Genomic DNA, 26,421 nt, shown 5'->3' with positions numbered 1-26,421 from the left:
AAGCCTTTATTCAGAAAAGTCGTAAGTTTTTCTTTCGTCGCACCGCGATACACAACGATTTCGCCGGCAAACTGCTAAAAGCGTTAAATTTGTTAATTCTTCAGCCTTTGGTAATCAAATCTTCACTTAACTACTTACACTTTGTTACACGCATTTTTCACATTACAAATCTTTTTGTTTCAAATTGTTTGCTCAAATACAACATTTAAACCTACCAATTAACCACCATAACGACACAAATCACACCAATTGAGTTTAATGTCGATATATTATTCCAACTCATGTACAGTTCCGCGCAACTGATAAGGATGTTTTCCCCTCCTTAGCACAACTACCCGATAACCCGATAAGAGGTTCTTAGAATGACTCAAGCCCCCAAACGCTTGCCCAGCTTGGTACAAGTTATTGTATCGCTCGGTCTGTTTTTACTATTGGCTTTTTCGTTTACTGCTAAGTTCGATCTACCGATTCAGCTGGCCTTATACATTGGCTGGTTCATTATTTTTGTATTAGGTGTCCGCCTTGGTCACAAATACCAAGAACTAGAAAAAGCGGCACTTAGCGGCATTTCTAACGGTTTAGGTGCAGTTTTAATACTTTTAGCCGTGGGTGCGTTGGTCGGAACCTGGATTTCCGGCGGGATTGTGCCGACGATCATTTACTACGGTCTGCAAGCGATCCACCCTTCTATCTTCTTGCTGGCGACCATGGTGATCTGTTCTCTGACTGCGCTGGCTACCGGTACCTCTTGGGGTGCTGCGGGTACCGCCGGTATTGCGATGATGGGGATCGGCCAAGGCCTTGGCGTTCCTGCGCCAATTACGGCGGGTGCGGTTCTGTCTGGCTGTTACTTTGGTGACAAAATGTCGCCCCTGTCAGACTCTGTGATTCTGGCCTCGTCCATGTCGAACGTTGAAGTCATGGAACACATCAAAGGCATGCTGCCGATTGCTCTGATCAGCTACATCATCACCGGTATCATGTTTACGCTGTTTGGTTTCCACTACGCAGGCAACGTCGACATGTCACAGGTTCAGTCGGTGATTAACGCGATGGAAACGCAGTTCTACATTACGCCATACTCATTTATTCCTGTCCTGATTGTGTTGGGCTTGCTGGCCATGCGTATGCCATCTTTCCCGGTGATCAGCTTCGGTTCGCTGCTGGGTATCGTTTGGGCGGTGATGATTCAGGACGTCGACTTCCTGCAAGCATTCAACACGGCATGGGCACCATTCCACATTGAATCTGGCGTGGATTTCATTGATGCGATTCTAAACCGTGGTGGTATGTCGTCGATGCTGGGTTCAGTGGCGGTCATCGTATTCGGTCTTGGTTTTGGTGGTCTGCTGGATAAAGTGGGCGTGCTGGAAACCATCGCGAAACTGTTCGAACGCCGCGTCACAAGCCCAGGCTCACTGGCAACCAGCACCATCGGTACGGCATTTATGGGGAACGTGTTTGGTTCTGCGATGTACGTGTCCCTGATCCTGACCCCAAAAATCTGTGCGAAGAACTACGACCGTCTGGGTTACAAACGTAAAAACTTATCTCGTAACGCCGAGTTTGGTGGCACGCTCACCTCCGGCATGGTGCCTTGGAGTGACAACGGCATTTACATGGCGAGTATTCTTGGCGTGGCAACCCTCTCCTACGCGCCGTTCATGTGGCTCAGCTTCGTGTGTATCATCGTGACCATTTTCACCTCTTATATGGGTTGGTTTGTCGATAAATGCGAACCAACTGCAGAGGCCACGTTGGAAGAGGAAGCGGCGCTGGCATTGCAAAAACAATCGGCTTAATCCGTACCAACTGATGCAATAAAAACAGAGCGCGAATTTCGCGCTCTGTTTGTTTCTCGCTATCCGATACATGTCGAAAAGCGGCGCATCTCGAAAACCCAAATGCGTTGGAAGCCGTTAACTCGCCCGCTTGTTCAGAAAGTAACGCGCACTTTCAATGGTCTGCTTCAGATGAGCACTCAACTTCTGTAGATCCGATTCCGTCGGTTGCGAGCCGTGTTTCAGTTTCATCTCAATCGCCAACGCCACATCACGCAATCCATCGGCGCCCAAATTTCCCGCCACCCCTTTCAAGCTGTGCGCTTTACGCAATGCCGCTTCCGAATCCGTCCTTAACAACTGGCGCAACCCCTCATCATCGTTGCGATGATCTTCGATGAACACCTCCAATAGCATGTGAACCGAGTTGTAATCGTCGTTCAATGAAGAGAGCATGCGCTGGATGTTGATGGCCGAACCCTCTTCAATGACCACCTCTGGTTCAAACGTCGGGTTGATGGGGGTAACCACCGGCACGGCGCTTTCCGCCATCACCAGCGCAGGTTCAGCCACGGGAACAGCTTGCAATTTGGCGTGCCATTTTTCACGGCGCATCGCCAAAATCACCAGCAACAGCATGGCGACAGCGCTACTGAGCATGCTCAGGATCGTCAGCGTTTTAAAGCGTTCTTCATATTGCGTGTTGGCCGACATGATCTCGTTGTGCACGCGATGACGCAGCAGTTTATCGACCAAATTGTCGCCTTCCGCATAGTGACTCAGCAAGGTAGAAACGCGAGCCAGCGTGCGTTGCAAATTGTCTTTGGCTTCCTTAGGCAAGGATTCGGATTGTTTCAGCAAGGCATCAAAGGTGCGGTAGAGTTCAGGGCTGCGCGCGCCTTCGGTGTACAGCGCTTGCAAGACGAAAGCGCCAATTTTGAGGTAATCGGCCTGCACGTCGGGTTGGTGTGCATAGCGTTCTCGCAACGCCTGCAACTGCTCGACTAACTCGTTAATCGACAATTCAACGGCAAGAAAACTTCGCGTCTGCTCGATAAAGCGATCTGTCACATATAACGTTTGCGTTAAGTCGGGCTGAAACCAATTGGAATCTGAATCGGCTTCAAGCTGCAACCGCAATGAGTAAATCACTTGAATATTGAGCGCCAGATCATTGGCACGTGTGGTTCGGTATGGCGACTGAAAGTAGAGGGTATTACGCAAACCATCTACACTATTTTCAAGTTCATTCAGATTGCGACTGGTCACTTCTAGCGCGCGGTATTGCAACAGCACCGCCAACATGACGACGCCCCACACGACAATCACCGCAAGATCCAACCTGTTTTTTAGCCATCCACTGATTCGGTTTGCGCTCATCCCTGCTCTCTGCACTGTATTTGTGATTCAATACAAGCATATACTGAAATACATCACCTGTCGTGACAGCGGCGAAAAAGCATACAAAAAAGAGCGCCGTAGCGCTCTCATGTCATTATTGTTTGCGGGTCAGTTGATCGCGCAAGTTAGGCGGGGTGCCTTTAATGGTCAGCGTGTCAGTTTCTGGATCGTAGAATACGCGCTCCCCCATCAGCAGGCTGTCAAAGCTGATGTTCAGGCCGCCACCGGCGCCCACATACTTAGTCAGTTTGCGCACCGTGCTGCGGTCGCCCGGGAAGCTCTCTTCCAACTCATATCCGTGTTCACGAGTGAAATCAAAGAAGCTAGTGCCGTCGGTGCTTGCAGGCAACTCCCCTGAAAGCTCTTGAACTTGGACTTCTTCACCCGCTTTGATTTGCTCGTTGCAGTACTCGTAAACCTGCTTCTTGTAGCTGATCGCTTCGTCTTTTTCGAGTTTTGAATCGGTACAGAAATCTTCCACGGCCTGCATCAGCAGTTGGTTTTGCTGTTTTGGATCCAAACCGATGTCTGCTTGCAGAAAATCAAGGAAGAAGTCAGCCACTTTACGGCCCACACGGCCTTTGATGTAAGACAGGTAACGGTTTGAATCACGATCGGTCTCATAGCTCGACAGATCAATGCGCGCCGCAATGTCCATCTTATTAATGTCGAGGTAGTCGGTCGCGCTGATGTCGAGACCTTCCGTCACTTTCAAGCTTTGGTTCATCGGCAAAATGCCAATAAACAGATAATCAGTCGCCAGTGATTGGTACTCTGCCATCACCAGAATGCCTTCGTCGGCAAAGGGATACTTCGCCAACTCATCTTTCAGGCGTTGCGCACTCACTTGCGAAAAGTCGTAAAAGTTACGTTCCCCTTTACGCAATTCATGTAACCATGTTTGAAAATCACTGTCAGACTTAAACGAACCGAAACCTTTGCCCGCTTTCGCATTGAAAACGCGATGCAACTCGGCCACGAGGTTCTCGGTTGAGGTATCATTGTCAAGAGACTGAGCGCGGTAGTTAACCATCAACTCGTCATTATCGTTTTTGCGCAGTTGATGCAAAATGACATTGGAAAGGTGCAAACTCATAGTGAAATATTCATCGTACTGGTTTCAGTTGTAAGGCATAGTAGGTTATCATAAGCCGCTTTTACTATCATCATTAGAGTCTTTATGCCAATTACATCGAAATACAGCGACGAAAAAGTTGAAACTATCCTGACTGAAATCGCTGCCGTTCTTGATAAACATGATGCTTCTCCAGAGCTTACCCTGATGATTGCCGGCAACGTGGCAACCAACGTGTTGAACCAGAACGTGGCCGCAGCACAGCGAAAAGCGATTGCAGAGAAGTTTGCGCAAGCGTTAATGTCTTCGTTGCAAAATTAATTTCATACTTAACACCGGATAAATAGAAAAATACATGGTAGATAGCGGAAACACATACGGCGAACGTGTATCTCGTCTGGTCGGTTGGGGGCACTGGTTTGCCTTCTTCAACATCATTGCAGCCATGCTGATTGGCACACGTTACATTGCTCAGTCGCCGTGGCCGGACACCTTCTTAGGCCAATTTTATTTGACGCTTTCTTGGGTGGGTCATTTCGGCTTTCTGGTTTTCGCCCTCTACCTTTTAATTCTATTTCCCCTCACGTTCCTGATACCGTCGCGAACGTTATTTCGGTTTGTTGCCGTCTGTTTCGCCACATTCGGCCTCACCGTCTTACTGATTGATACGCAAACCTATCAGACCATTAACCTCCACCTCACTCCTGTGGTGTGGGAACTCCTCTTTAGTGACGACAGCAACGTCAGCACCGACCTACAACATCTGTTTGTGGTTCTGCCGCTGATCTTTTTGCTGCAACTGGGTTTGTCTGAATGGGTGTGGCGCAAACAACGTAAACTGTCTCACAAGCGTATCGGTCGCCCAATGGCCGCGGTGTTTTTCGTTAGCTTTATCGCCAGCCATCTGATCTATGTGTGGTCGGATGCTTACCTCTACGCGCCAGTCACCAGCCAAAAATCGAACTTCCCACTCTCCTACCCGATGACCGCGAAGTCTTTCATGGAGAAACATGGCCTGTTGGATCGTGAGGAATACCTTAAACGTTTGGAAGAGAAGAGCCGCAGTAATGTGGATTTGGTGAGCTACCCGCTGGAGAAAATCCAGTTCGGTCGTCGTGCGAATAACCTCAATATTCTGGTGGTGAGTGTCGACAACCTACGCGCCGATGTGCTGACCAAAGAGATGATGCCAAACATGGCGCAATTCGCCGCCAGCAACCTCAACTTCACCAACCATTACAGCTCAAGCAACGATGCATTTGGTATGTTTGGCCTGTTTTATGGCTTACCAAGCAGTTATGCCAGCAGCATCACCGTACAAGGCACTGCGCCGGTACTGATGGATGTACTTAAATCACAGTCATATCAGTTTGGCCTATTCAGCGGCGACAATTTCAATGACAGCCTGTATCAGGAAACCATTTTCCGTGGCCTGCCGCTCTCTAAAGCGCCGTTTGATCCCGATACCTCTGCCGATGAGCAAACCATTCAACGCTGGGCCAATTGGGTCAGCGATAAAAGCAGCGCCCCATGGTTTAGCTTCCTTGAGCTAACCACGGTCGACAACTTCAGCAATTATGCCGATAGCAACACCCAAGGTTCAGCAACGGATAAGCTGCGCAACAACTACCACCATTCAGTCACCGTTGCGGATCGCGAACTGGGGCTGCTGTTGACCAAGTTGCAAGAACTCGATTTGATGGACAACACTGTGGTGATTGTAACCTCCAATCACGGCACTGAATTTAATGAAACGAAGACCAACAGCTGGGGCGCGAACAGCAACTACAGCCGTTATCAGCTCCAAGTTCCGATGGTGATTCGTTGGCCGGGCAAAATTGCTGCGACCTTTAACCATCGCTCCAGTCATCTCGATTTAAGCGTCACCTTGCTGCAAGATCTGCTGGGTGTGTCCTCAAACCCGAGTGATTTCAGTAGCGGTCGTAACCTATTTAACGAGAACAAACGGAAGTGGATTCTGGCCGGCGATTCCCGTGAATTGGCCCTGATCACTGACCAAGAAACCACCGTGATCGACAAGTTCGGCAACTTCAAATTGTTTGATGACAATTACCAACGATTGAAAGATGCCAACCCAACATTGCCGATTTTGATGCAAGGGTTGACGGAATTGCAGCGTTTTTACTCAAAGGATAATTAAATCAGCGATTTATCACTGTTTCCTAGTTGACGCACTGCATGAAAATGTTTAGATTAACCCCATCGGACTGTAGCGCAGCTTGGTAGCGCACCGTCATGGGGTGTCGGGGGTCGGAGGTTCAAATCCTCTCAGTCCGACCATACACCTAAAAAAAGAGAGCTTCGGCTCTCTTTTTTTCTATCCGCAATTTCCTATCTGCCATTTCCTATCGGCAATAGGGCACGCCCCTTCGCGTCCATCACACCTGCGTATCGCCATATAACGACTTTATCGTCTCGCGCAGCCACATCACTTTGGCGTTGCGGGTATTGCGTTTATGCCAAATCATTGTGTACGGAATCAAGAGTTTGTCTTGATGATGGCGCGCTAACGGAATCGGCAAACAGATCAAATCTGGATGCATCAACGCGGTATAACGCTGGCAATAGTTCGGTGCCGTGGTGATGAGGTGATGATTCGGTTGCGCAGCCATAAACAACGACTGTTCAAAGCTTGACGTGGTGAGCGCAATCTCCCGTTGACGCCCGAGATCGCACAACACTTCATCCAGCGCCCACATTTCACTTTTTTCCCACAGCGTACTGATGTGAGGAAACGACAGAAACTGATCCAGATCCCACGGCCCCTGCAACGCGGGATGATCCGCACGCAAGTACACCACCGGCAGGTCTGAGAAAATTACCTCGAAATCGATAAAATAAGGCAATAAATCCAGCGACTCTTTCGAGCGAGGATGACTCTCCCTGCCCGTAAACCCTAAATCGGCGTCACCACGAATGATGGCGTCCAATGCATCATAGTCCCAGTTGCTGGTTTTCACTTTAGCATCGGGATAACGACTGTGGATTTTGGGTAAGAGGTTATTGAGCATCGTCAGCAGCAACGGGGATTCCACCATCAGATGAAAGTTTATGCCCTTGGCCGATTCATCACTGCGTGTATCCAAAATTTGCTGGCCAATTTGCAGCCATTCCAAAAGGTCTGGCTCCATACTTTGCACCATCGGTGTTGGCACCAAACCACGTTGCGTTTTCACAAATAGCGGGTCATCAAACCAATCGCGTAATTTGTTGAGCGATTTGCTGACCGTCGACGGCGTGACATTGAGGATCTTCGCCGCTTTCGAGACACTGCCCTCTTGCAAAATCAGTCGGAGCGTCATCAACAGGTTCAGGTCAAGACGAGTAATGGATTTCTTCATACGGCGCACATTGAGCAGGTTTGGGGATCGAGAATAGTAACGCAGCGCACACCACACTACATAACCCTAAACTCACAATCAGAATATTCTGGGCGCTGAGGCCTAACAGCCCCGCGATCCAGATGTACGCGGCCGACAAACACACCTGGCTCACGCCAATCACAGAACTGGCGATACCGGCACGAAAAGAAAATGGGCTGAGTGCTTGATTCATGGCCACGCCAAAGCCAACAGAGAAAGCCGCACAAATCAGCCCAAAACCAAGTAAATACCACGACGAACTCACCTCCAGAATCGTCACCGTCACAAGCGTGACGGCCGACAGAGCAAACAGCAGTTGCGATGTCATCAATAAGGTGCGTTCACGAAAATAGGTGAGCGCAATCGGGGTTGAAAATGACGTCACCATGCTGACTAACGCCGTCAACGCCATGACCAGCGAGTATCCGCCTCGGTCGTAGCCCATCTCGGTCATGATCAACATTGGCGAGACATTCACGTAAGTCAAAATGGCGGTGCACATCAACGACGTCATCACCACGCGACTGACAAAAAAGCGTTGCCATAACCGTTCCTCAATATGCAATGAAACCAGCGAATCGGATGAGGTCGCCGTTCGCGCTTGAGGTTTGGTTTCTTTCAACGCCACCAGCGACATCACGCCAACCACCGCGCCCATGCCCGCCATGGCCACAAACAGCGTATTCCAAGGGAAGAACAACATAATCAGATAGCCCACCACAGGCGCAATCACCGGTATGACACAGGTGACGCCATTGATCATCGACAGCACTTTCGCGCGGCGCGCATCATCCAGCGTGTCCCGTAAAATCGCAAACGCCACCACGTAGCAAAAACCAGCGCCGATGCCTTGTACAAATCTCGCCATCAAGAACATCGTGATTTGTTCCGCCGCACCGCCCAACAAGGAAGCCACAACAAAAATGAGCGCGCCTGCCACCGCCACTGGTTTTCGCCCCACCGTGTCTGCGAGTTTCCCTGCAATCAACATGGTTGCAGCCATGCCAGCAAGGTAGAGCGAAAACGCGACATGAAGCTGCGATTCGCTCGCGCCTAAGTCGCTGGAGATTTGGGGCAACCCCACCAAATACAAATCGATGGCCGTCGGATACAACAGAACCAATAAGAAACTACAAAGCAGATAACGCAGCATAAACACCTCACCCATGAATGATGAGGATGGTAGGTCAGCACCGCAACGCTGGCGAGTGACAACGGCGACAACAGCAATGTCCCTTGGCGACATTCCCTCGCGGCGCTCAACCCGCCGTAGCACGTTGCACGACACATGCTTCAAGCGCTGAAAACACCTAAAAACTCTACTCAGAACAACTTTTTGCGTTTAAACGCGCATAAAATCAGCAAACAGTTCAATTGGGGCTTTACAAGATTTCGTGAGGTCGATAATATGCGCTCCAACAACGGAGAGATGGCTGAGTGGTTGAAAGCACCGGTCTTGAAAACCGGCGATGGTTAATAGCTATCCTAGGGTTCAAATCCCTATCTCTCCGCCACATTCGAAGAAGCCGCTGAGAAATCAGCGGCTTTTTTCATTTCTGCACTTCGCATTGTGCGCCTTTGTATCCCTTGGCCTGCCTTAATGAACCGAACTTGAATCGTTGTTTCACGATGCCACGTTGTTCCCCTTGATGCTGTGCTGGCGAGGCCTGATAAGCCTTAAAATGAGCGCGCCGATAAAAATGGCAATGCTAATCGACGCCAAGCGCATGATGCCGGACGAGAACGAATCGAGACCCACATTTTTGATGGCTTGATAAGTCAGCACAACAAAGTTAGTCAGAAGCAACTGATAAATCGCAGCATGCGCATCACGGCGAATGGCATAACAGGCAAGTTGAATACCCAAGAATAATGACACGCCCATCACCACCCACTCGGGTGCGCCAAAGCCACACAGCAACATGGTCGGGATAGTAAACAAAATCCCGGTTGCCGTGGTGATTAGCCGCTGGTAGACATAATCCTTCTGGTGATCAATCAGTGGTAACTTGAGCATACTGCTGACAGTAATCGCGATCAGCATCGTCTGCGAACTGCCAATCCCAATCAACGCCACCAACACCAAACACATTGCAGTCGCCTTTAACATCGCGACGCGGAGATGACTTTCAATCCCTTGTGCAGGTTCATCCCGTTTGATGTCCTGCAGATCCCCCGGCAACAATATGTGCATAACGAAGGTGACAACAAGCGCCAACGCAAACGCCTGAAAGATGATGAGCGGCAAGCCCGCAATCGGGAAATGCATCTGCTTACTCACCACCGTCGCGATGATGAGCACAATTAACGCCAAGTTCGAGATGATGTCTTGTGGATTGTGATGGCTGCGATGATAACTCCACGTGAAGATGCTCCAACACACCAGTGCAAACCCCGTGGGCGATCCCGCAAACATTTGCACCACAAACACCATTCCGAAGCTCATCAAAAGCAGCACAACAACCAGTTGAACCACCAAACTCATTGGTGGTTTAGATGGTATCGTCGTCAGCAGAATCACCACAAACATCGGTGCCAGAATGGGCAAAGGGTGCACCGTCACCTTCAAATAGAACAGCAACAGGATCGGCGCAAAGACAATCTTGACGATGGGATTAACGCAGCTACGAAACATAAGTCCACACACTGACAATTCTCATCCAAAGGCCAGCCAGAAACTCGCCCAGCCCACTTTGTTCCGTGTAGAACGCCACCGTCGCTTGTGAGCCATAACGGATGTTATGTGGGATTTCATCAAACACGATGTTAACCGGATAACGTTGCGCGTTGAGCGATGTGGTATCGGCGCGAATAAACCCTGTGGTTGAATCGACGTTATTGCTATCGCCCGTCCCCCAGCCAAGGCTGTAAACCTTGCCATTCAGCACGCGTCCGGGCATAGAATCGAGCACGATTTTCACCCGCTGACCCGGCTGAATGTGTTCCAACGAGTTTTCTCTGACGAGCGCCGAGATCCAAATTTCCCTCGGATCGATAAACGTTAGCATCGGCGTGCCCACATTCGCAGGCTGGCCCACGGTCAGTTGAACGTTGGTGACAATGCCATCCGACGGAGCACTCACCGAGGTCTTTTGCAAATCAAGCTGCGCTTTTTCCAAGCTCACCATCGCGGCCAGAATTTGTGGGTTGTTGTTACCTTTCGGCCCTAAATTCTGTTTCGCTTGTTGCAATGAGGCTTCAGCCGCATTGAGTGCCGCCTGAGCACGCGAGCGAGCTTCCACCGCATTATCCAACTCTGACTGGCTCAACACCCCTTTGGTCGCCAGTTCGGACACGCGAGCAGCCTGCTCTCTGGCATTATTTCTCGCCGCTAAGGCATCAGTCACTTTGGCTTGTGCCACTTCGACCGCAGCGGTGCTGGCCCCGATATTCTGCCCGGCCAGTTCCAAATTCGCCTGAGCGGAACGCACCGCGAGTTCATAATTTCTGGCATCGACCCTGAACATCACATCGCCCGCTCGCACCACTTGGTTGTTCTTGATTTTGACCTCAACGATATTGCCGGACACTTCGGGCGCAACACGCACCAAATACGAATGAACGCGGGCAATGCTGGTCATCGGGGTCACCCTGTCTGACCACAGGCTGTACATCCAAATCGCGAACACAATCACGATGATGATGACACTTAACTTTCTCGAGGACTGTTCCGTTTTCGACATGTGTGACTTCTCTCAATTCCATGAATGCATTGCCGTCGGCCGTTTCAAGCAACCGCGGTGAATCTCATCAGTATAGAGCGTTCTTCATTTCGTATTTGTTTGTGACTTCATATTATTCAGATGGATATAAGCCACCCGTTCCGATACCTGACGCGTACTGCCCCACCCCAAGCATCTACGCAGATACCACAGAGAAAATGCCCAACGTGCACATTGCCAGTTGACGCCACAATCATGTTGGTGTCATTGTCAGTCGTCGCCGCATTCATTCGGCCGACGGGAACGGTGAACTCTGTGCGATACCCAAAAAGCTCAAGCTGCCGCACACCGCCCAACCTGGCCTATCACAACAAGGAGAAAATACAGTGCTCAACCACGTTACTGCCTACGCCGGAGACCCTATCCTCTCGCTGATGGAAAAATTCATGGCAGACAGCCGCGCAGACAAAGTCAATCTGAGCATCGGCCTGTATTACGATGAAAACGGCAAGATTCCCACGCTCGACTCCGTCGCTGCCTCGCAGGAACAACTGGCTCAAGCAGAGAAACAACCGTGCGTGTATCTGCCCATGGAAGGTCTGGCACCTTATCGCGCTGCCGTGCAATCGCTGGTATTTGGCGATCACCATCCGGCACTGGAAACCCAGCGTGTGGCCACCATTCAGACTTTAGGCGGCTCGGGCGCCCTGATGATTGGCGCAGATTTTCTCCATCACTACTTTCCGCAATCAAAAGTATGGGTCAGCAACCCAACGTGGGAGAACCACAACGCAATTTTCGCCGGGGCCGGTTTCAACGTCGGCACTTACCCTTACTTCAACCCACAAACCAAAATGCTCGATTTCGAGGGCATGATTGCCGCGCTGCGCCAACTGCCTGCCCAAGACATCGTGCTGCTGCACCCGTGCTGCCATAACCCAACGGGCGTAGATCTGACTCCTGCGCAATGGGATGAAGTGATTGACGTCATCAAGCAGCAACAGTTGATCCCGTTCTTTGATATGGCTTATCAGGGTTACGGCGAAAGCATGGCCGACGATGCGTATGTGATTCGAAAGATTGCCCATGAAGACGGCGTGGTGAGTTTTGTCTCCAACTCGTTCTCAAAGATTTTCTCACTCTACGGCGAACGTGTCGGGGGGTTGTCTGTGGTGTGTGACAATGCTGAAGAAGCGTCACGCGTGCTGGGACAATTGAAAGCAACTGTGCGCCGTAACTACTCCAGCCCAGCGAAATATGGCGCGACGGTGGTCTCTGGCGTGCTGTGCAGCGACGCACTCAAAGCGCAATGGCTAAATGAAGTGGATGACATGCGCAGCCGCATTCTGACCATGCGTGAAGCATTGCACGACAAACTGAAGCAACTGCGCCCGGAGCAAGATTTCAGCTTCCTGATCAAACAAAAAGGCATGTTCAGCTACACAGGCTTTAGTACAGCGCAAGTCGATACGCTGCGCGAAACCCACGGCATCTATCTGATTGCCAGTGGCCGTATGTGTTTGGCGGGCTTAAATGCCGCGAACGTGGACAAAGTCGCCGCCGCATTTGCTGCGCTGTAAACGCGATAACATCTCTGATCGGGCACGCCTGATCAGAGATGATTGACCTCTTCAGCATTCCCTTGAATATAACTACCCAGATGCGTGCTGAACCGCCCCTGTTGCACCCGTTCAATCAATGGGCCTTGTAGCTCTTTCGGGTACAGACGCATGGTTGGCAGCTTATCTAGCGGCACCCACGCCACCGACTGAATCGCTTCTTCATCATTCAGTCCTTTGAGGTTGTCGATGTGCGGCGTGCCACGATAGCTATCGATGGCATAGAAAAACTCGGCGTGATAACGCTGCGGATTGTGTTCCAAAAACTCGCGCACGCAAATCAGCTCCCCCACTTCAACGTCAATTCCAGCTTCTTCCAGAAACTCCCGTTGCACACACGCTTTGGTGCTACGGTCACCCGCTTCAAATCCTCCGCCGGGCGGGATCCAATATTCACCGGTAAAATCATGAATTTTCACCAATAAAATGGCGTCGTTTTCAATTAACAGCCCCGCGCCGCGAATGCGATGTTCCATGGGTTACTCCTTGTGAACGTGAAATGCGGCTTTAAAGAGCTGCATGTGAATTGGCACCAATGTTTGATGGTCACTGCGGTAGCCACCACCGACCACGCACGCCATCGGCAACTGATGTTGCTTGGCAAGACGCATCATAAAACAGTCGCGCTGAAAAATAGCGTCGGTGGACACATGAAAGTAACCCAGTTCGTCATCCTGATGAATGTCGATGCCAGCATCATAAATAATGAGGTCGGGGCGATGTAGATTGACGGCCATCGTCACCACCGACTGAAAATGGCTCAGAAACTCCTCATCGCCCGCGTCACGACTGAGCGCGATGTCGATATCGGATTCGGGCTTACGCGCCGGAAAGTTTTTGTCGCAATGAAACGACAACGTAATGATGTCGTCGCGCGCCGCACATAACGTCGCGGTGCCGTCGCCATGGTGCACATCGCTGTCGACGATCAAGACTTTATCTATCCCATCTAACAGCAAGGCCTGATGCGCAGCCAACACCAAATCGTTATACAAACAAAAGCCGCTGCCAAAATCGCGGTGCGCATGGTGATAGCCGCCGCTGAGGTGAATCGCCACACCATGTTCCACCGCCAATTGAGCCGTTAAGCACGTGCCGCCCGCAGACGTCAATGTGCGCTCAATCAGCGCGTCGCTCCACGGAAAGCCGATACGGCGCATCTTCGCCGCTGGCAACGTACCAAATGTTAATGCATCCACATATTCACTGTCGTGAACTTGTTTAATCGCATCGCAAGTCAGCGCCGTAGGCGAGAAAAACTCAAACGTCCGCAACCAGTCAGCGTCCGCCTGCATCTCAATCAGCGCATCGTACAGCAGTCGATATTTGTTGATCGGATAGCGATGCCCTTGCGGCAGCGGCAATTGCGAATAAATAGAGTGGTAGATCAGCGGGATCATAGCCGTGCCAATTCAATGTCGAATAGGCGAATGTTAACAGTTTGCAGCAAAAAAATCACAGCAACCCTTTCCAGTTAGCGTTACGCCGCAGCCAACCACCAGTGCGCAATACTCAGCATCAGCGGAATGGTCACCAGAGAAGCCGCCGTCGTAGTCAATTGCGCTGTGGCGCAGAAGGTTCGCCGGCTATACACCTCGCCGATGATGGCGTAGATGCTGAGCATCGGCACTGCGGTGATCACCACCAGCGTCATGGTCAGTTCCGGTTCGCCCGGCAGCAACCAACTCATCAACATCAATGCAATCAGCGGTTGCACGATCAATTTACCAACCATGGTCAGCGACAGCGGCGCCCAGCGCGTTTCTTTCACCACTACAGAGGCCAACGAGCCGCCAATCACGAACAGCGCAACTGCAACGGCCGACGGCGCTAGCAGGCTCAATGCCTGATGAATCACATCGGGCACAGGCAGTGACGACACGTTCCCCACCACCCCGATCACGATGGCAATCAGTAACGGGTTTTTCACCGTACGTTTCGCCACCCCCAGCAGACGCTGACGCAAGCCCGTTTGGGTGGTGATCGCGTGATAATCCATCAAGATGAAACAGGCGGGTAAAATGCACAAGTTCTCAATAATCAGTGCCATCGCAAAACCACTCACCGGAGGGGAATCCATCATTTGCAACATGATGGGATAACCGATAAACGCACTGTTCGGCACCACCATGCCCGTCACCATCACAGCACTATCAAGTTTGGTTTGCGCGCCGGTTTTACTCAGCAGCCAGTACCCCACCACCATCACGCTGGCAGACGTGAGCAGATAGGCGAGTAAATAACGCAGATTAAATAGATCATCGAGGGGCAGACCAATCAGGGTTTTGACAATCACCGCAGGCAGCGCGAGATACATCACATAGCGCCCCATTTCACCCACCGAGGTTGCTGACACTAAGCCGCGACGCACGCACAGGTACCCGAGAAAAATCACCAGAAATATGGGAAATACGACCGACAAAACGTTCAACACTGTCTTCCTTACACTGATTCAAACACACATCGATGATGTGAAACCCTGCCATTCTGGCGACACAATGCGTCAAAGGGTGACACCGTACGGCATCACCCTCTATCGCCCATTACCCGAAGAAAGCTTAACAATTAACTGTGGCGCTGCTGCTCGCGAGCTTGAGCCGCCAAGCGAATGTGCGCATTGGGTTCTCCGTAGCCCTGATAGTTCACGCGCTGCACCACCTCCAAGAACACGCCGAAATGCTCTTTGGTGTAGAAATGGAAAAAATGGCCATCATCATTTTCATCGTACAACACATTGTACGCCTGCATCGTCGCCAAAAGTTCGGCCTCAAGCTGAAAACGCGCATCCAAATCACGATAATAGTTGGCCGGAATGGGCAAAATACACGCAGGGTCCACCTGTTTGACGGTCGCAAAAATATCATCACAACCGAACGCAATCTGTTGTACGCCCGCACCTTGCGAGCGATTCACAAATCGCTGCGCTGCCGAGTTGCGCGCTGACGAAGAGTTAAAGGGTATCCGGATGGTGCCATCAGGGCTTTTGGCCACGCGACTGGTGACCAAGCCATTGACGTCGGTCAGGTCCTGACTTGGCTCAATATCAAAGCCAAACAATGCCTTAAAGAAGAAGGTGGCCGATAACATATCGGTATCCAGTACCGTTTGTCCCACGTGATCGAACGTCGTTAAACCCACGTTTTCTGTGGCCGACAACTCGTGATCAACGGGGACAAAATCGACGTCAAAAAACTCTGGTTGTGACTGGCTATCGACAAAGTAAATCAGTTGATCGCCAACCCCTTTGATGGCTGGAATATTGAGCTCTCCCGGCCCGGCTTGATTGTTAAATCGCGCGCAGCCGTAGTGCTTGGTGCGCTTGATCATCTGCGCCACACTGCTGGTACCAAACCCCATCGCACACACCGACACGCCATGCGACAAAAAGTACTGATGTGCCTGACTCTTTGGCTCATGATTGAGCACCAAATTGATGTTGCCTTGGCGCATTAAATCGACATGTTTAGAGCGGTGACGATGGGTGACCGAAAAACCGAGCTGTTTGAGCAAGTCCACCAGTTGCTGCCCATCCTCCCCTTCAATCGCAAATTCAATGAAGGCCAGTTTATCAATGGTTGGCGCTGGCACTTCCGGCTCTTTGAGCTGTTCACCGAGCCAAATGAGAGAGCGCATACCATCAGTCGCTTTTTCACTGGCTTGTGACGCACGAAACTCATCATTGAAGATTTCGTGCGAAATATAGTCGCGATAGCCTTTCTCTTTCAAACACTGCATGAACTCAAGAATCGGCATATCGCCCTGCCCCGGAAAACAACGGAAATGGCGGCTGAAGTTGAGCACATCCATTTGCAGACTTGGGGCATCAGCCAGTTGCACCAACGCAATTTTGTCGGCGGTGATTTCGTTACGCAGCGTATCGAGCGTGTTGTTGCGCGCGTACATATGGAACGTATCGAGCAGAATCCCTAAGTTGCTGTGGTCTGCTCGCTTGACGATGTCCCACGCTTGATCGTAATCGTGCACGAAGCGTCCCCACGCCAACGCTTCATAGCCAATCATGAAGTGCTCTTTTTGCGCCAGTTCAGCCAGTTCATGCAAATCCGCCGCCGCACGCGCCGGATCATCAATCACGTGTGGTGAAACGTTTGAACAGATCATCAGCTTCGAGGTCCCCAGTTCATGCATCAACTCGAACTTTTTTCGTGCCTGATAGAAGTTCTGCTGACGCAGCGGCTCTGGCATGGCTTCAAAGTTGCGCAGCGGTTGCAGGGCGATGATTTCAAGCCCGAGACTTTCCGCCAATTGTCGCACTTGACGTGGTGTGAATTCCGATTGCGTGAGGTCATTTTCAAAAATTTCCACCCCATCAAATCCCGCATTGGCGGCCGCGTGCAACTTTTCCACCAACGAGCCGGAGATACTGACGGTTGCGATTCCTGTTTTCATGGTTTCATCCTTATTTGGCAAGCCTGAAGGCATTATTCAGCGCTGATTTCACCGCGCAGTGTCTCGCTGTCGACCGGGCAATCAGCAAAATGCTCATAGGCATCCACGCCTTGGTGGATAAAGAGTTCAAAACCGCTGATCACACTCATGTCCTGTTGCTGAGCCAGCGCGATAAATTCGGTTTTGACCGGCGTATACACCGCATCAAACACCCAGCGTTGCTGCTGAACTTGCTCAGGTGTAAACGCAGCGCCCGGCGTGGTGTAGTGCCCCACCGGCGTTGCATTCACTAAGCCATCACAAGCCAGTGCACACGAGGTGAGTTCTTGCGCGTGAATCGCACTGCAAGGTACTCCCGCCTGCTGTAAGTCACTCAACAGTGCCTGTAAACTGGCCGGTTGCTCATCATAGATGTACAGATGTTCCACTTCGAGCTGCCCCAAACCAAACGCAATCGCGCGCCCCACGCCACCGGCACCTTTCATCAGCACCTTGCCCGGTTTTTGCGTTGAGCACGCTTTACGATAAGCGCGGACAAATCCGCTACAATCGGTGTTGGTGCCACGCAACGTGTCGCCATCGATCAGCAACGTATTTAATGCGCCCAAACGTTCACTGGTTTTGAATTTGCGCTGCACGATGTTCCACGCCCACACTTTATAGGGGTGCGTCACATTGACGCCGCGGTAGCCACGCTGTTTCAGTTCATTCAGCAGCGCCAACAGGGCTTGTTCATTGTCCAGTTCGCAGTCAAACAGCTCGTACGTGGTATTAATATTGAGCTTTTGCCCCAGCAGTTCGTGCAGTTGAGGGGACTTACTTTTTTGAATATGTTGACCAATGAGTCCAAGTTTCATACGACATTCCTCTTCGATATTCTCTGACACGCGGCCGCAGTTATCCGCAGCACGACCGCATGAGGATCGTGCTGAAGAAGGTACCGCTATCGTGTTTGATGATTGAGTGACGAATCCGCTTATTTGGCGGCAGCTTTGCGATAAAAGCGTCGTCTCTTACATGCCTTCCAAATCGGAGTTTGTGACAAATAAATCAGCGCAATCATGATGGCTAATACGCTGGAAATCGGGCTGGTGAAAATACCCTGAATCAGGCCCCAAATGCTGTCTTGTTCGGCCAGCATCGCGCGGCGCCAGTTTTGATCCATCAAGCTACTGAGGATCACGCCGAGAATAACCGGCGCAATCGGATAGTTGTATTGGCGCATGAAATACCCCAGCACACCAAACGCCATCATCCACCACACATCAGTGATTGAGTTATTAATGGCGTAAGCACCGACCACCGACAGCACCACAATCATCGGCATCAAAATGCCTTTCGGGCAACTGACCAGCTTGCTGAACACCTTGATGCCTGTCAGGCCAAAAATCAGTACGAAGATATTGGCCAGCGTCAGGTTGCCAACGGTAAACCAGAAGATACTTGGGTTTTCAGCCAACAGAAGCGGCCCCGGATTCAATCCATGAATAAACAGCGCGCCAATGAACACCGCCGTCACCGCATCGCCGGGAATCCCCAAGGTCAGCATCGGAATATAAGCGCCACCGACAGCCGCATTGTTGGCAGACTCCGGAGCGACTAAGCCTTCCTTCGCGCCCTGACCAAACGGTACCTCCGGATTTTTAGTGGTACGTTTGGCGTAGTCGTAAGCCATCAGCGAGGCGATATCTCCGCCAGTGCCCGGCAGTGCGCCAACAATCACTCCCATGAGGGACGATTTGAGACTCAGTGGCAGGTAACGACGCACGTCCATCCAGCCCGGGATAATTTTGGTCAGTTTCTGTTTGATCACGGTTTTATCGATGTTGTGCAGTTGGCTCAATACTTCCGACAAACCGAACATGCCGATCATCACCGCAATCGGATTAATCCCATCCCACAATTCAACAACGCCAAAGGTGAAACGCTCTTCTGCCGTCATGGGGTCAAGCCCCACCGTGCCAACCAGAATCCCCAGCGCGCCAGTAAACATGCCTTTGGCGAAGCTGCCATTCGACAGCGAGCTGATCAACATGATGCCGAGCATGCCGATCATCAGGTAATCGCGTGGCTGAAATTGAATCGCAAACGTGCTCACCACAGGCGCGGCAAATGAAAGCACCAGAATACCGACAAAGCCGCCAATCACCGACATGATGGTCGTCAAGCCAATTGCGCGTCCAGCCTCACCTTTTTCCGCCAGCGGATAACCATCCAGCGCTGTGGCAATGGCAGATGGCGCACCCGGAATATTCAGCAAAATAGCCGTGCGTGAGCCGCCGTATACGCCGCCCATATACACGCCCACCATCAGGCACAGCGCATTATTGAGATCCCACGGAAAGGTAAACGAAATCAGGATCGAAACCGCCATGGTCACCGACAGCCCCGGAATGGCCCCGATGTATATGCCGAGAAACGTGCCAAGTGCGGTCAGTGCCAGCAAGTTCAACGATGTCCAAGACATCAAAAAATAGTGAAGTGATTCCAGCATGTTATGCGTCTCCCTTCATCAGTTGGGAGAAATAAGACAACAGTTCAGCTTCGGGAAACACGCCTTCTGGCAAAATCACCAGAAACACCAAACGAAAAACGACATAGATCGCCACCAATGCCACCAACGCCAATCCAATCGCACTGGTGACGCGGCGCTGATGCAAAAAATAGAGCGCAATCGAGAGGAAAATCAATGCCGACACGATGAAACCGACGCTTTCCAAACACAGGGCAAAGCCGCCAATCAACGCCATCATAAAGATGACCTTTCCCGGTAAGATATGCTGAAAAAATTGCGTCATCGCGGACGGAGTCGCCACTTTCTTCCAACTTTCCCAAACCGTCACCGCAGAAAATACCAGCATGATGGCCGCTGCACTGAGTGGAAATGCTCCCGGCGAACTGAGCGTATATAGATCCGAAATAAAAAATGCTTGATACAGCAACACAAGGCTCAATACGACCATTAACGCGTTAAATACCAATTCACCCGGCTTTCTGGATTGAACATCCATGGTAAATCTCCTCGATAGTCCTTTTTATAATGTGTGCGAAGCCACTGGCATGCTGCTGCATGCCAGGGTCGCCGTAACGCGGTTACTTGCTGATTTTTTGAATATTGAATTCTTCAGGTGAGTGTTTGGCGATACCAGAATCGTAAACAATCCATGATGCCACCGAGCGAAAACGCTCGAGATATTCGTTTGCAGCTGCGCCCGATAAGCCTAAATGGGTAAAGCCGCGTTTGGTGACCAGTTCTTTAAATTCAGCGCTAGCCGCAGAATGGTTGAACGCTTCAGAGAGTTTCTGAACCGCGGCGTCCGGCGTACCTTTCTTCACAAAAATACCGAAGAATGAGCTGTAAGGCAGTTGCGCCGCCAGTTGCGGATAGAAATCCGTCACCGGTTTTACATTCGGAAATTCTGGGTTGGCCGTTTTGTCCATCAAACCGATGATCTTCATTTGACCCGCACGCAGGTACTCTTTTGCTGGACCATAGGAGGTTGGCATCACATCAATCGCGTTACCCAGCAGCGCCGTCATTCCCGGGCCATCGCCGTTATAAGGAATATTCGTCACTTCAAATTGTTCCTGATTCTGCAAGATAGCCAGCAAAATCGATGGCAAGCCGCCCGGCCCGGTGGAACCGACTTTCACTTCTTTCGGATGGGCTTTGGCGTAGTCGATGAACTCTTTCACATTGTCGTAGGGGGCGTCATTGCGAGCGACGATAATCGAAATGCCCTGAGCCAAAATCGAAATCGGCACCATGTCGCTATAATCCACATCCGCCAGCCCCATCACTTTGTACAGCTGAGGGTTTTCCGCGCCCATCAAAATTGTGTATCCATCAGCGCCCCGTGCGTTGACGTATTTGGTGGCAATCGCTCCCACGCCACCACTGCGGTTGGTCAAAATCACATCGGTGCCCAACAGCTTTTCTGCTTCCGGCGTTACCGAGCGCATCAGGCTATCCGTTGCACCGCCTGCGCCCCACTGAATGATGCCCTGAATATTCTTTGTCGGATAATCAGCAGCCACGGCCAGCGTCGACCCCATCATCATTGCGCCAACGGCAAGGCGCTTGAAGTAAGAGTGTTTCATAATCTCGTCCTGTATTTATAAGTTTAATGAAATTAATGATTGAACTACTCAAGTAACAACAGTCCGGCTCCCGTGTTGGAAATCGGTATATGGTAGTTGCTATGTTTCACGGTCAGCTGCGGGTTGAGCACACCACGCATGCCGAGCCACATGTTCAGCTCTGGTCCCTGAGAACCGGCCTGTTCAACCAAATCGCGAACGGTCAGTTTCGTTAACGCTTCGGGCTCGTTAACAATCTTGTCCATGCAATAAAGGTCAAATTCTTTGTTGATGAAACCAGCGCGCTCGCCATCCAATTGATGCGATAAACCGCCCGTCCCTAGCACCACCACTTTCAAGTCTTTGTCGAAGTTGCGAATCGCATCGCCCATCGCTTTACCCAAGTCGTAGCAGCGTTTTGGCGAAGGCATCGGGTGCTGTTCAACATTGATACACACTGGAATCACTTTGATGTGATCGTATTGATAGCCAGGCCACATCAATTGCATCGGCACCGTCAGGCCATGGTCGACTTTCATCTCCTGACAAATCGTGATGTCAAATTCCTGATCCACCAGCTCATTACAGATATGCCACGCCAGCTCCGCTTCCCCTCGAATGGTGGGAATGGGTTTGATGCCCCAACCTTCATCGGCGTTGTGATACTCTTCCGCCACGCCAATAGCGAAGGTCGGTTTACGGTCGATAAAGAACTCCAAACCGTGGTCGTTATAGAAGATGATCGCCACATCCGGTTGCTGTTCATTCAACCATTCACGCACCGGTTGGTATGCATCAAAGAAAGATTTCCAGTACGGCGTGTCTTGCAGGCCTTCATCGATCGCTTTGCCGATTGCCGGAATATGTGATGTGGTGATCCCACCTAAAACTTGAGCCATCTGCTTATCTCCCTGCATCCACCAGCTTCTGTTTAAACGCTTCGACACTCATGCCTGTTTGCATTGCGCCGATATCCTGCATGTTCATCCCCAATGCCCCAGCGAACTTCGCCAAGTAATAGATGTTGCCGCCTAGCTCAATCATGCGCAGCACGTCGCGCTCGCGCACGGCCTGCTTCTGCTCGTCGGTCAAACCAAAGCGCTCGCAATAAGCCATTTCATCGCTGAAAAACGCTTCACGCGCAGACGCGTCGTTGAGCGAGTAACACATTTTGTTGAGGCCGTAGCCTTTGCGCGCCATGTGACCATCGAAGAACGTGGTACCAAAAATGGGCACTTCATTTTTTACATACGCCATGCTCAGTTCCTCATTTCCAGTACAGTTTCATTGGGTTGGTCACCAGTAGTGCGTGTTGCAGCGCTTCGGTTGGGGCGATGCGCGGAATCACATCCACCAAATGGCCATCGTCCGGCACGTGCGATTTCATGTTTGGATGCGGCCAATCGGTGCCCCACAACACTTGATTAGGGAAGTGTTCCACCAGATAACGGGCAAATGGCACCACATCGCTATAATCCGGCGGCGTTTGTGTCAGGCGCTCTGGGCAGCTCACTTTAGTCCAGATGTGTGGATTGTCTGCCAGTAGCTGGGCGAATTTCTGGAAGTTCGGATGCGCAACGCCCAGTGCAACGTCCGGGCGACCCATGTGGTCGATGACGATTTGCGTGTCCAGTTCAAGCAGGAATGGCGCGATGTCGTCAAAATCCTGCGCTTCGAAATAGACCACAATGTGCCAGCCAAACGGGCGGATTTTTTCTGCGATAGCGAGGAACACCGCTTTAGGCGTCGCATCAACCAAGCGTTTCACAAAATTAAAGCGCACGCCGCGCACGCCCATATCATGCATGTGTTGCAGCTCTTGTTCGGTGATGTCGGGAGAAACCACCGCCACACCACGCGCTAAATCCCCCGCAGTGTCGAGCGCGTCCAGCAGTGCGGCATTATCGGTGCCGTGGCATGACGCCTGCACAATCACATTGCGCGCAAAACCGAGATGATCACGCAGTGCAAACAGCTGATCTTTGGACGCATCACACGGCGTGTATTTACGCTTTGGCGAATAGGGGAACTGATCGCCCGGGCCAAACACGTGGCAATGGGCGTCAACCGCCCCGGCTGGCGCCACGTATTGCGGCTGACTTGGGCTGGGATGAAAGGGTAAGTAGTCTTGATCCATGTTTCTCGTCCTTATTATTCTAATCTTTCATTTGTTTCACGCCGGTGTGGGGTTAACGGCCAAACACCACACCATCAAACAGTTTGCGAGCGGTACGCAAAATAGCCGCGCTCTGAACCTCTTCGTGTTCGTTTAACGTCACCACCACACTGAGTTCTCCGCTCGGATGCTCGATACTGAGCGTCATGCGATCGTGCTTGGCAACGTGGGCCACTTTTGCCGCGGACGACTCCGGTAGCAAGCAAGCCGTCGCGACACTCACGGCGCCCAACACGCCAATCGCGTCATGGCAGCGGTGAGGAATAAAAGTACGCGTATTGATGGCACCGCCCGCTGAAGGCGCGCTCACGATACTCATTTTGGGCACGGACAATTCCGTCACATCACCCAGATTCATCATGGCTCCGGCTTTGATCCGCAGCTGTTCCAGTTGTTGGCGCAGTTCTTGATTGCTCTCCAGCACCTGTGGCGTTTCGCAACCGGATAAGCCGAGGTCTTCGGCCAAAATCACGACCACAGGCATACCGTTATCGATCAAAGTGACCTGCAACCCGTTGATCTCATCGACGGGATTGCCCGTTGGCAGCAGCGCGCCACAGCTCGAACCCGCGGTGTCTTGAAACTCAATCTCGATGGGGCTGGCGAAGCCCGGTACACCATCGATACGGGCAGAGCCTCGGTAACTTACCTGACCTTGTGGTGTCGGAATACGGCATACGGCAATTTGCGCGGTGTTTTCCATAAACACAGTGACATCGGTCACTCCATCCTGCGCGTCAACCAAACCATGCTCGATAGCAAACGGACCAACCCCCGCCAGGATGTTGCCGCAGTTCTGCTGATCGGTGACCAGCGCTTGATCGACGAACACTTGCAAAAACAGGTAATCCACATCCACGCCGGCACGTTCAGACGCCTTCACTACCGCCACTTTCGAGGTCAGTGGATTGGCGCCGCCCATGCCATCGATCTGTTTGGCATCCGGAGACCCCATCACATCCAGCAGAAATGCGTCACGCGCTACGCGGTCCTGCGGCAGATCCGACGCAAGGAAATAGCCGCCTTTTGACGTGCCACCACGCATCCACATACACGGCGTGGCAAATGGCTGCTCAGACATATTGAAGGCCTTCTTTTTCTAAGCGCCCGCGCATTTCATAAATATCTAGCCCCAGTTCGCCGTTGGCTAAACGCACGCGTTTGGCTTCTTCACGCGCTTCACGAGCGCGGGCTTCTTCCAGAACCCAAGCCGCTTCTTCGCGGCGCACCACACAGACGCCATCGTCATCGGCAACAATCACATCGCCCGGGTTGATCACTTCATCAGCACACACAATCGGCACATTGACCGACCCCAGAGTGGCTTTGATGGTGCCTTGCGCGAAAACGTGTTTGGACCAAACCGGAAAATTCATCTGCTTGAGTGTGCGGACGTCGCGAACACCGCCGTCAATGATGAGACCAACCACACCACGCGACTGCGCAGAAGTCGCCAGCAAATCGCCAAAGAAACCGTGGTTAGACGGCGACGTGGGCGCAAACACCAGCATGTCACCAGCCTTGGCTTGTTCCATCGCCACGTGCATCATCCAGTTGTCCCCTGCCGCGCCGGAGATAGTCAGTGCCGAACCTGCCACTGAGACATCGCTGTAAATGGGGCGCATGTAATCAGCCAGCAGGCCTTTACGGCCCTGCGCTTCATGCACCGTTGCCACGCCACATTTCGCCAGCCCGGCAATGATCTCCGGGTCAACACGTTCAATATGCTGCACTACGACGTTCTTACTCATCGTTTTTACTCCTTGGTTACGCTTTGCTTCGCTGGGCGTCTAAGCGGCTGAAGACACGGCGCGCGTTGCCTTCAAAAATCTGCGATTTCTCTTCGGCACCCAGCTTGGTGTTGGCGTCGATATAACGTTTGGTGTCATCGAAGTAGTGGCCAGTTTCCGGGTCGATACCACGCACGGCACCTATCATTTCTGAGGCAAACAAAATGTTTTTGGTCGGAATCAGATCCAGCAACAGGTCGATACCTTTCTGGTGATAGACACAGGTATCGAAATAGATGTTGTTCAGTACCGACTCTTCCAGTGGTGGCAGCCCCATGTCCTGCGCGATACCGCGGAAACGACCCCAGTGGTAAGGCACGGCGCCGCCGCCATGAGGAATGATGATTTTAAGTTCCGGGAAATCTTTGAAGACATCCGACATCAGCAGTTGGCTGAACGCGGTGGTATCGGCACCCAGATAGTGGGAACTGGTGGTGTGGAAACAGTGGTTACAGGCGGCACTGACGTGAATCATGGCCGGCACATCCAACTCGACTAATTTCTCATAAAGCGGGTAAAAACTGCGGTCAGCCAGTGAGGCATCTTGCCAGAAGCCGCCCGTGGTGTCCGGGTTGAGGTTACAACCGATAAATCCCATCTCTTCCACACAACGCACCAGCTCAGGAATCGATTTGCTTGGCGTCACGCCCGGTGATTGTGGCAGTTGTGCGACTGGCGCAAAGTTGGCCGGATAAAGGTCACAAACACGGCGAATCAAGTCATTCTGATGCTCGGTCCAGTAACGGCTGGTGTACTCATTACCAATGTGATGCCCCATCCAGCTGGCGCGAGGTGAGAAAATCGTTAAATCGGTACCGCGTTCACGCTGCAGGCGAAGCTGGTTGTTCTCGATACTGTCACGAATTTCATCATCGCTGATATGAATCGCCCCTTTCTCGCCACGATAGGCTGGGTCTTGTTTCAGCGCGGCTTTTTGTGATTCTCGGTAATCCGCCACTTGAGGCGGCGTCGTGGTGTAATGTCCATGACAATCAATGATCATACTTAGTCTGCTCCCTGGTCACTAAGCAATAAGGCTTACTCAAT

24 protein-coding genes and 2 tRNA genes are annotated in these 26,421 nt (G+C 51.6%); 6 read left to right on the top strand and 20 right to left on the bottom strand.

The window, feature by feature from the left end:
- Nucleotides 1-362 precede the first annotated feature (362 nt).
- The gene (nhaC, locus tag VFA_RS01475) at nucleotides 363-1,802 is read left to right on the top strand and encodes a Na+/H+ antiporter NhaC (protein ID WP_004724193.1); all 1,440 of its coding nucleotides are present in this window, start codon (nucleotides 363-365) and stop codon (nucleotides 1,800-1,802) included.
- A 117-nt stretch (nucleotides 1,803-1,919) separates the two neighbouring features.
- Here nhaC and VFA_RS01470 read toward each other — a convergent pair whose 3' ends face one another.
- Both VFA_RS01470 and yejK read right to left on the bottom strand, forming a co-directional pair.
- Nucleotides 1,920-3,161: an Hpt domain-containing protein gene (locus tag VFA_RS01470; protein ID WP_232281677.1), complete on the bottom strand. Its 1,242-nt coding sequence runs from the start codon at nucleotides 3,159-3,161 to the stop codon at nucleotides 1,920-1,922.
- Nucleotides 3,162-3,276: 115 nt separating this feature from the next.
- Entirely contained in the window at nucleotides 3,277-4,278 is a 1,002-nt protein-coding gene (gene yejK, locus VFA_RS01465; protein WP_004724191.1) for a nucleoid-associated protein YejK, read from the bottom strand.
- A gap of 84 nt (nucleotides 4,279-4,362) precedes the next feature.
- On the opposite strand from yejK, the gene VFA_RS01460 reads away from it, so the two are divergent.
- The 3 genes from VFA_RS01460 to VFA_RS01450 all read left to right on the top strand — a co-directional run bounded on the left by VFA_RS01460 (nucleotide 4,363) and on the right by VFA_RS01450 (nucleotide 6,558).
- A complete protein-coding gene (locus tag VFA_RS01460) occupies nucleotides 4,363-4,578 on the top strand; it encodes a YejL family protein (RefSeq protein WP_004724190.1) in 216 nt (71 codons plus the stop codon).
- A 34-nt stretch (nucleotides 4,579-4,612) separates the two neighbouring features.
- On the top strand, nucleotides 4,613-6,418 hold the full coding sequence (locus tag VFA_RS01455) for a DUF3413 domain-containing protein (RefSeq protein WP_004724189.1): 1,806 nt from the start codon (nucleotides 4,613-4,615) through the stop codon (nucleotides 6,416-6,418).
- A 63-nt stretch (nucleotides 6,419-6,481) separates the two neighbouring features.
- A tRNA-Pro gene (locus tag VFA_RS01450) sits at nucleotides 6,482-6,558 on the top strand.
- Nucleotides 6,559-6,656: 98 nt separating this feature from the next.
- On the opposite strand, the gene yidZ is transcribed toward VFA_RS01450, so the two are convergent.
- Nucleotides 6,657-7,619: an HTH-type transcriptional regulator YidZ gene (yidZ, locus tag VFA_RS01445; protein WP_004724188.1), complete on the bottom strand. Its 963-nt coding sequence runs from the start codon at nucleotides 7,617-7,619 to the stop codon at nucleotides 6,657-6,659.
- Nucleotides 7,594-8,793: an MFS transporter gene (locus VFA_RS01440; protein WP_004724187.1), complete on the bottom strand. Its 1,200-nt coding sequence runs from the start codon at nucleotides 8,791-8,793 to the stop codon at nucleotides 7,594-7,596. Before VFA_RS01440 ends, yidZ begins: the two co-directional genes overlap by 26 nt.
- A 270-nt stretch (nucleotides 8,794-9,063) precedes the next feature.
- Between VFA_RS01440 and VFA_RS01435 the strand changes: the two genes are divergently transcribed.
- Nucleotides 9,064-9,154, top strand: a tRNA-Ser gene (locus tag VFA_RS01435).
- Nucleotides 9,155-9,264: 110 nt separating this feature from the next.
- On the opposite strand, the gene VFA_RS01430 is transcribed toward VFA_RS01435, so the two are convergent.
- Nucleotides 9,265-10,275: a DUF2955 domain-containing protein gene (locus tag VFA_RS01430; protein ID WP_004724186.1), complete on the bottom strand. Its 1,011-nt coding sequence runs from the start codon at nucleotides 10,273-10,275 to the stop codon at nucleotides 9,265-9,267.
- Nucleotides 10,265-11,323, bottom strand: coding sequence for an HlyD family secretion protein (locus VFA_RS01425; RefSeq protein WP_038150664.1), 1,059 nt, complete (start codon nucleotides 11,321-11,323; stop codon nucleotides 10,265-10,267). Before VFA_RS01425 ends, VFA_RS01430 begins: the two co-directional genes overlap by 11 nt.
- Before the next feature lie 365 nt (nucleotides 11,324-11,688).
- Between VFA_RS01425 and VFA_RS01420 the strand changes: the two genes are divergently transcribed.
- Nucleotides 11,689-12,882: an amino acid aminotransferase gene (locus VFA_RS01420; protein ID WP_004724184.1), complete on the top strand. Its 1,194-nt coding sequence runs from the start codon at nucleotides 11,689-11,691 to the stop codon at nucleotides 12,880-12,882.
- Nucleotides 12,883-12,914: 32 nt separating this feature from the next.
- Here VFA_RS01420 and VFA_RS01415 read toward each other — a convergent pair whose 3' ends face one another.
- The 14 genes from VFA_RS01415 to VFA_RS01350 form a co-directional block, all read right to left on the bottom strand.
- Nucleotides 12,915-13,397, bottom strand: coding sequence for an NUDIX domain-containing protein (locus VFA_RS01415; protein WP_004724183.1), 483 nt, complete (start codon nucleotides 13,395-13,397; stop codon nucleotides 12,915-12,917).
- Between the two features lie 3 nt (nucleotides 13,398-13,400).
- Nucleotides 13,401-14,321 carry a histone deacetylase family protein gene (locus tag VFA_RS01410; protein ID WP_004724182.1) on the bottom strand — a complete coding sequence of 307 codons (921 nt, stop codon included), beginning with the start codon at nucleotides 14,319-14,321 and terminating at the stop codon, nucleotides 13,401-13,403.
- Nucleotides 14,322-14,401: 80 nt separating this feature from the next.
- Entirely contained in the window at nucleotides 14,402-15,355 is a 954-nt protein-coding gene (locus tag VFA_RS01405; RefSeq protein WP_004724181.1) for an AEC family transporter, read from the bottom strand.
- A gap of 131 nt (nucleotides 15,356-15,486) precedes the next feature.
- On the bottom strand, nucleotides 15,487-17,328 hold the full coding sequence (locus VFA_RS01400; RefSeq protein WP_004724180.1) for a bifunctional sugar phosphate isomerase/epimerase/4-hydroxyphenylpyruvate dioxygenase family protein: 1,842 nt from the start codon (nucleotides 17,326-17,328) through the stop codon (nucleotides 15,487-15,489).
- Nucleotides 17,329-17,360: 32 nt separating this feature from the next.
- Nucleotides 17,361-18,185 (bottom strand): shikimate dehydrogenase family protein, encoded by an 825-nt coding sequence (locus tag VFA_RS01395; RefSeq protein WP_004724179.1) that lies wholly within the window; start codon nucleotides 18,183-18,185, stop codon nucleotides 17,361-17,363.
- A gap of 119 nt (nucleotides 18,186-18,304) precedes the next feature.
- Entirely contained in the window at nucleotides 18,305-19,822 is a 1,518-nt protein-coding gene (locus tag VFA_RS01390) for a tripartite tricarboxylate transporter permease (RefSeq protein WP_004724178.1), read from the bottom strand.
- 1 nt (nucleotide 19,823) lies between these two features.
- The gene (locus VFA_RS01385) at nucleotides 19,824-20,339 is read right to left on the bottom strand and encodes a tripartite tricarboxylate transporter TctB family protein (protein ID WP_004724177.1); all 516 of its coding nucleotides are present in this window, start codon (nucleotides 20,337-20,339) and stop codon (nucleotides 19,824-19,826) included.
- Between the two features lie 82 nt (nucleotides 20,340-20,421).
- Nucleotides 20,422-21,429, bottom strand: a complete 1,008-nt coding sequence (locus VFA_RS01380) for a tripartite tricarboxylate transporter substrate binding protein (protein WP_004724176.1) — start codon at nucleotides 21,427-21,429, stop codon at nucleotides 20,422-20,424.
- 44 nt (nucleotides 21,430-21,473) lie between these two features.
- Complete coding sequence (locus tag VFA_RS01375; RefSeq protein ID WP_004724175.1) at nucleotides 21,474-22,307, bottom strand: class III extradiol dioxygenase family protein; 834 nt, start codon at nucleotides 22,305-22,307, stop codon at nucleotides 21,474-21,476.
- Nucleotides 22,308-22,311: 4 nt separating this feature from the next.
- Entirely contained in the window at nucleotides 22,312-22,665 is a 354-nt protein-coding gene (locus VFA_RS01370; protein WP_004724174.1) for a protocatechuate 4,5-dioxygenase subunit alpha, read from the bottom strand.
- A 10-nt stretch (nucleotides 22,666-22,675) separates the two neighbouring features.
- Complete coding sequence (locus tag VFA_RS01365) at nucleotides 22,676-23,545, bottom strand: amidohydrolase family protein (RefSeq protein ID WP_004724173.1); 870 nt, start codon at nucleotides 23,543-23,545, stop codon at nucleotides 22,676-22,678.
- A 52-nt stretch (nucleotides 23,546-23,597) separates the two neighbouring features.
- Nucleotides 23,598-24,665, bottom strand: coding sequence for a 4-oxalomesaconate tautomerase (locus VFA_RS01360; RefSeq protein WP_004724172.1), 1,068 nt, complete (start codon nucleotides 24,663-24,665; stop codon nucleotides 23,598-23,600).
- Nucleotides 24,658-25,335, bottom strand: a complete 678-nt coding sequence (locus tag VFA_RS01355) for a 4-carboxy-4-hydroxy-2-oxoadipate aldolase/oxaloacetate decarboxylase (RefSeq protein ID WP_004724171.1) — start codon at nucleotides 25,333-25,335, stop codon at nucleotides 24,658-24,660. Before VFA_RS01355 ends, VFA_RS01360 begins: the two co-directional genes overlap by 8 nt.
- A 16-nt stretch (nucleotides 25,336-25,351) precedes the next feature.
- On the bottom strand, nucleotides 25,352-26,377 hold the full coding sequence (locus VFA_RS01350) for an amidohydrolase family protein (RefSeq protein WP_004724170.1): 1,026 nt from the start codon (nucleotides 26,375-26,377) through the stop codon (nucleotides 25,352-25,354).
- Between the last annotated feature and the right edge of the window lie 44 nt (nucleotides 26,378-26,421).

The organism is Vibrio furnissii CIP 102972, assembly GCF_000176175.1.
GTDB lineage: Bacteria > Pseudomonadota > Gammaproteobacteria > Enterobacterales > Vibrionaceae > Vibrio > Vibrio furnissii.
The sequence above is the reverse complement of the archived record's forward strand: the minus strand, read 5'-3'. Positions and strand labels throughout refer to the sequence as shown.

Bases quoted from the DNA above. Each gene is read 5' to 3' on its own strand.
- VFA_RS01430 (WP_004724186.1), bottom strand. From the start codon at position 10,275: ATGTTTCGTAGCTGCGTTAATCCCATCGTCAAGATTGTCTTTGCGCCG.
- VFA_RS01350 (WP_004724170.1), bottom strand. From the start codon at position 26,377: ATGATCATTGATTGTCATGGACATTACACCACGACGCCGCCTCAAGTG.
- VFA_RS01375 (WP_004724175.1), bottom strand. From the start codon at position 22,307: ATGGCTCAAGTTTTAGGTGGGATCACCACATCACATATTCCGGCAATC.
- VFA_RS01400 (WP_004724180.1), bottom strand. From the start codon at position 17,328: ATGAAAACAGGAATCGCAACCGTCAGTATCTCCGGCTCGTTGGTGGAA.
- VFA_RS01410 (WP_004724182.1), bottom strand. From the start codon at position 14,321: ATGATCCCGCTGATCTACCACTCTATTTATTCGCAATTGCCGCTGCCG.
- VFA_RS01395 (WP_004724179.1), bottom strand. From the start codon at position 18,185: ATGAAACTTGGACTCATTGGTCAACATATTCAAAAAAGTAAGTCCCCT.
- VFA_RS01425 (WP_038150664.1), bottom strand. From the start codon at position 11,323: ATGTCGAAAACGGAACAGTCCTCGAGAAAGTTAAGTGTCATCATCATC.
- VFA_RS01415 (WP_004724183.1), bottom strand. From the start codon at position 13,397: ATGGAACATCGCATTCGCGGCGCGGGGCTGTTAATTGAAAACGACGCC.
- VFA_RS01460 (WP_004724190.1), top strand. From the start codon at position 4,363: ATGCCAATTACATCGAAATACAGCGACGAAAAAGTTGAAACTATCCTG.
- VFA_RS01455 (WP_004724189.1), top strand. From the start codon at position 4,613: ATGGTAGATAGCGGAAACACATACGGCGAACGTGTATCTCGTCTGGTC.
- VFA_RS01355 (WP_004724171.1), bottom strand. From the start codon at position 25,335: ATGAGTAAGAACGTCGTAGTGCAGCATATTGAACGTGTTGACCCGGAG.
- VFA_RS01370 (WP_004724174.1), bottom strand. From the start codon at position 22,665: ATGGCGTATGTAAAAAATGAAGTGCCCATTTTTGGTACCACGTTCTTC.
- VFA_RS01365 (WP_004724173.1), bottom strand. From the start codon at position 23,545: ATGGATCAAGACTACTTACCCTTTCATCCCAGCCCAAGTCAGCCGCAA.
- VFA_RS01385 (WP_004724177.1), bottom strand. From the start codon at position 20,339: ATGGATGTTCAATCCAGAAAGCCGGGTGAATTGGTATTTAACGCGTTA.
- VFA_RS01380 (WP_004724176.1), bottom strand. From the start codon at position 21,429: ATGAAACACTCTTACTTCAAGCGCCTTGCCGTTGGCGCAATGATGATG.
- yejK (WP_004724191.1), bottom strand. From the start codon at position 4,278: ATGAGTTTGCACCTTTCCAATGTCATTTTGCATCAACTGCGCAAAAAC.
- yidZ (WP_004724188.1), bottom strand. From the start codon at position 7,619: ATGAAGAAATCCATTACTCGTCTTGACCTGAACCTGTTGATGACGCTC.
- VFA_RS01440 (WP_004724187.1), bottom strand. From the start codon at position 8,793: ATGCTGCGTTATCTGCTTTGTAGTTTCTTATTGGTTCTGTTGTATCCG.
- VFA_RS01470 (WP_232281677.1), bottom strand. From the start codon at position 3,161: ATGAGCGCAAACCGAATCAGTGGATGGCTAAAAAACAGGTTGGATCTT.
- VFA_RS01360 (WP_004724172.1), bottom strand. From the start codon at position 24,665: ATGTCTGAGCAGCCATTTGCCACGCCGTGTATGTGGATGCGTGGTGGC.
- nhaC (WP_004724193.1), top strand. From the start codon at position 363: ATGACTCAAGCCCCCAAACGCTTGCCCAGCTTGGTACAAGTTATTGTA.
- VFA_RS01390 (WP_004724178.1), bottom strand. From the start codon at position 19,822: ATGCTGGAATCACTTCACTATTTTTTGATGTCTTGGACATCGTTGAAC.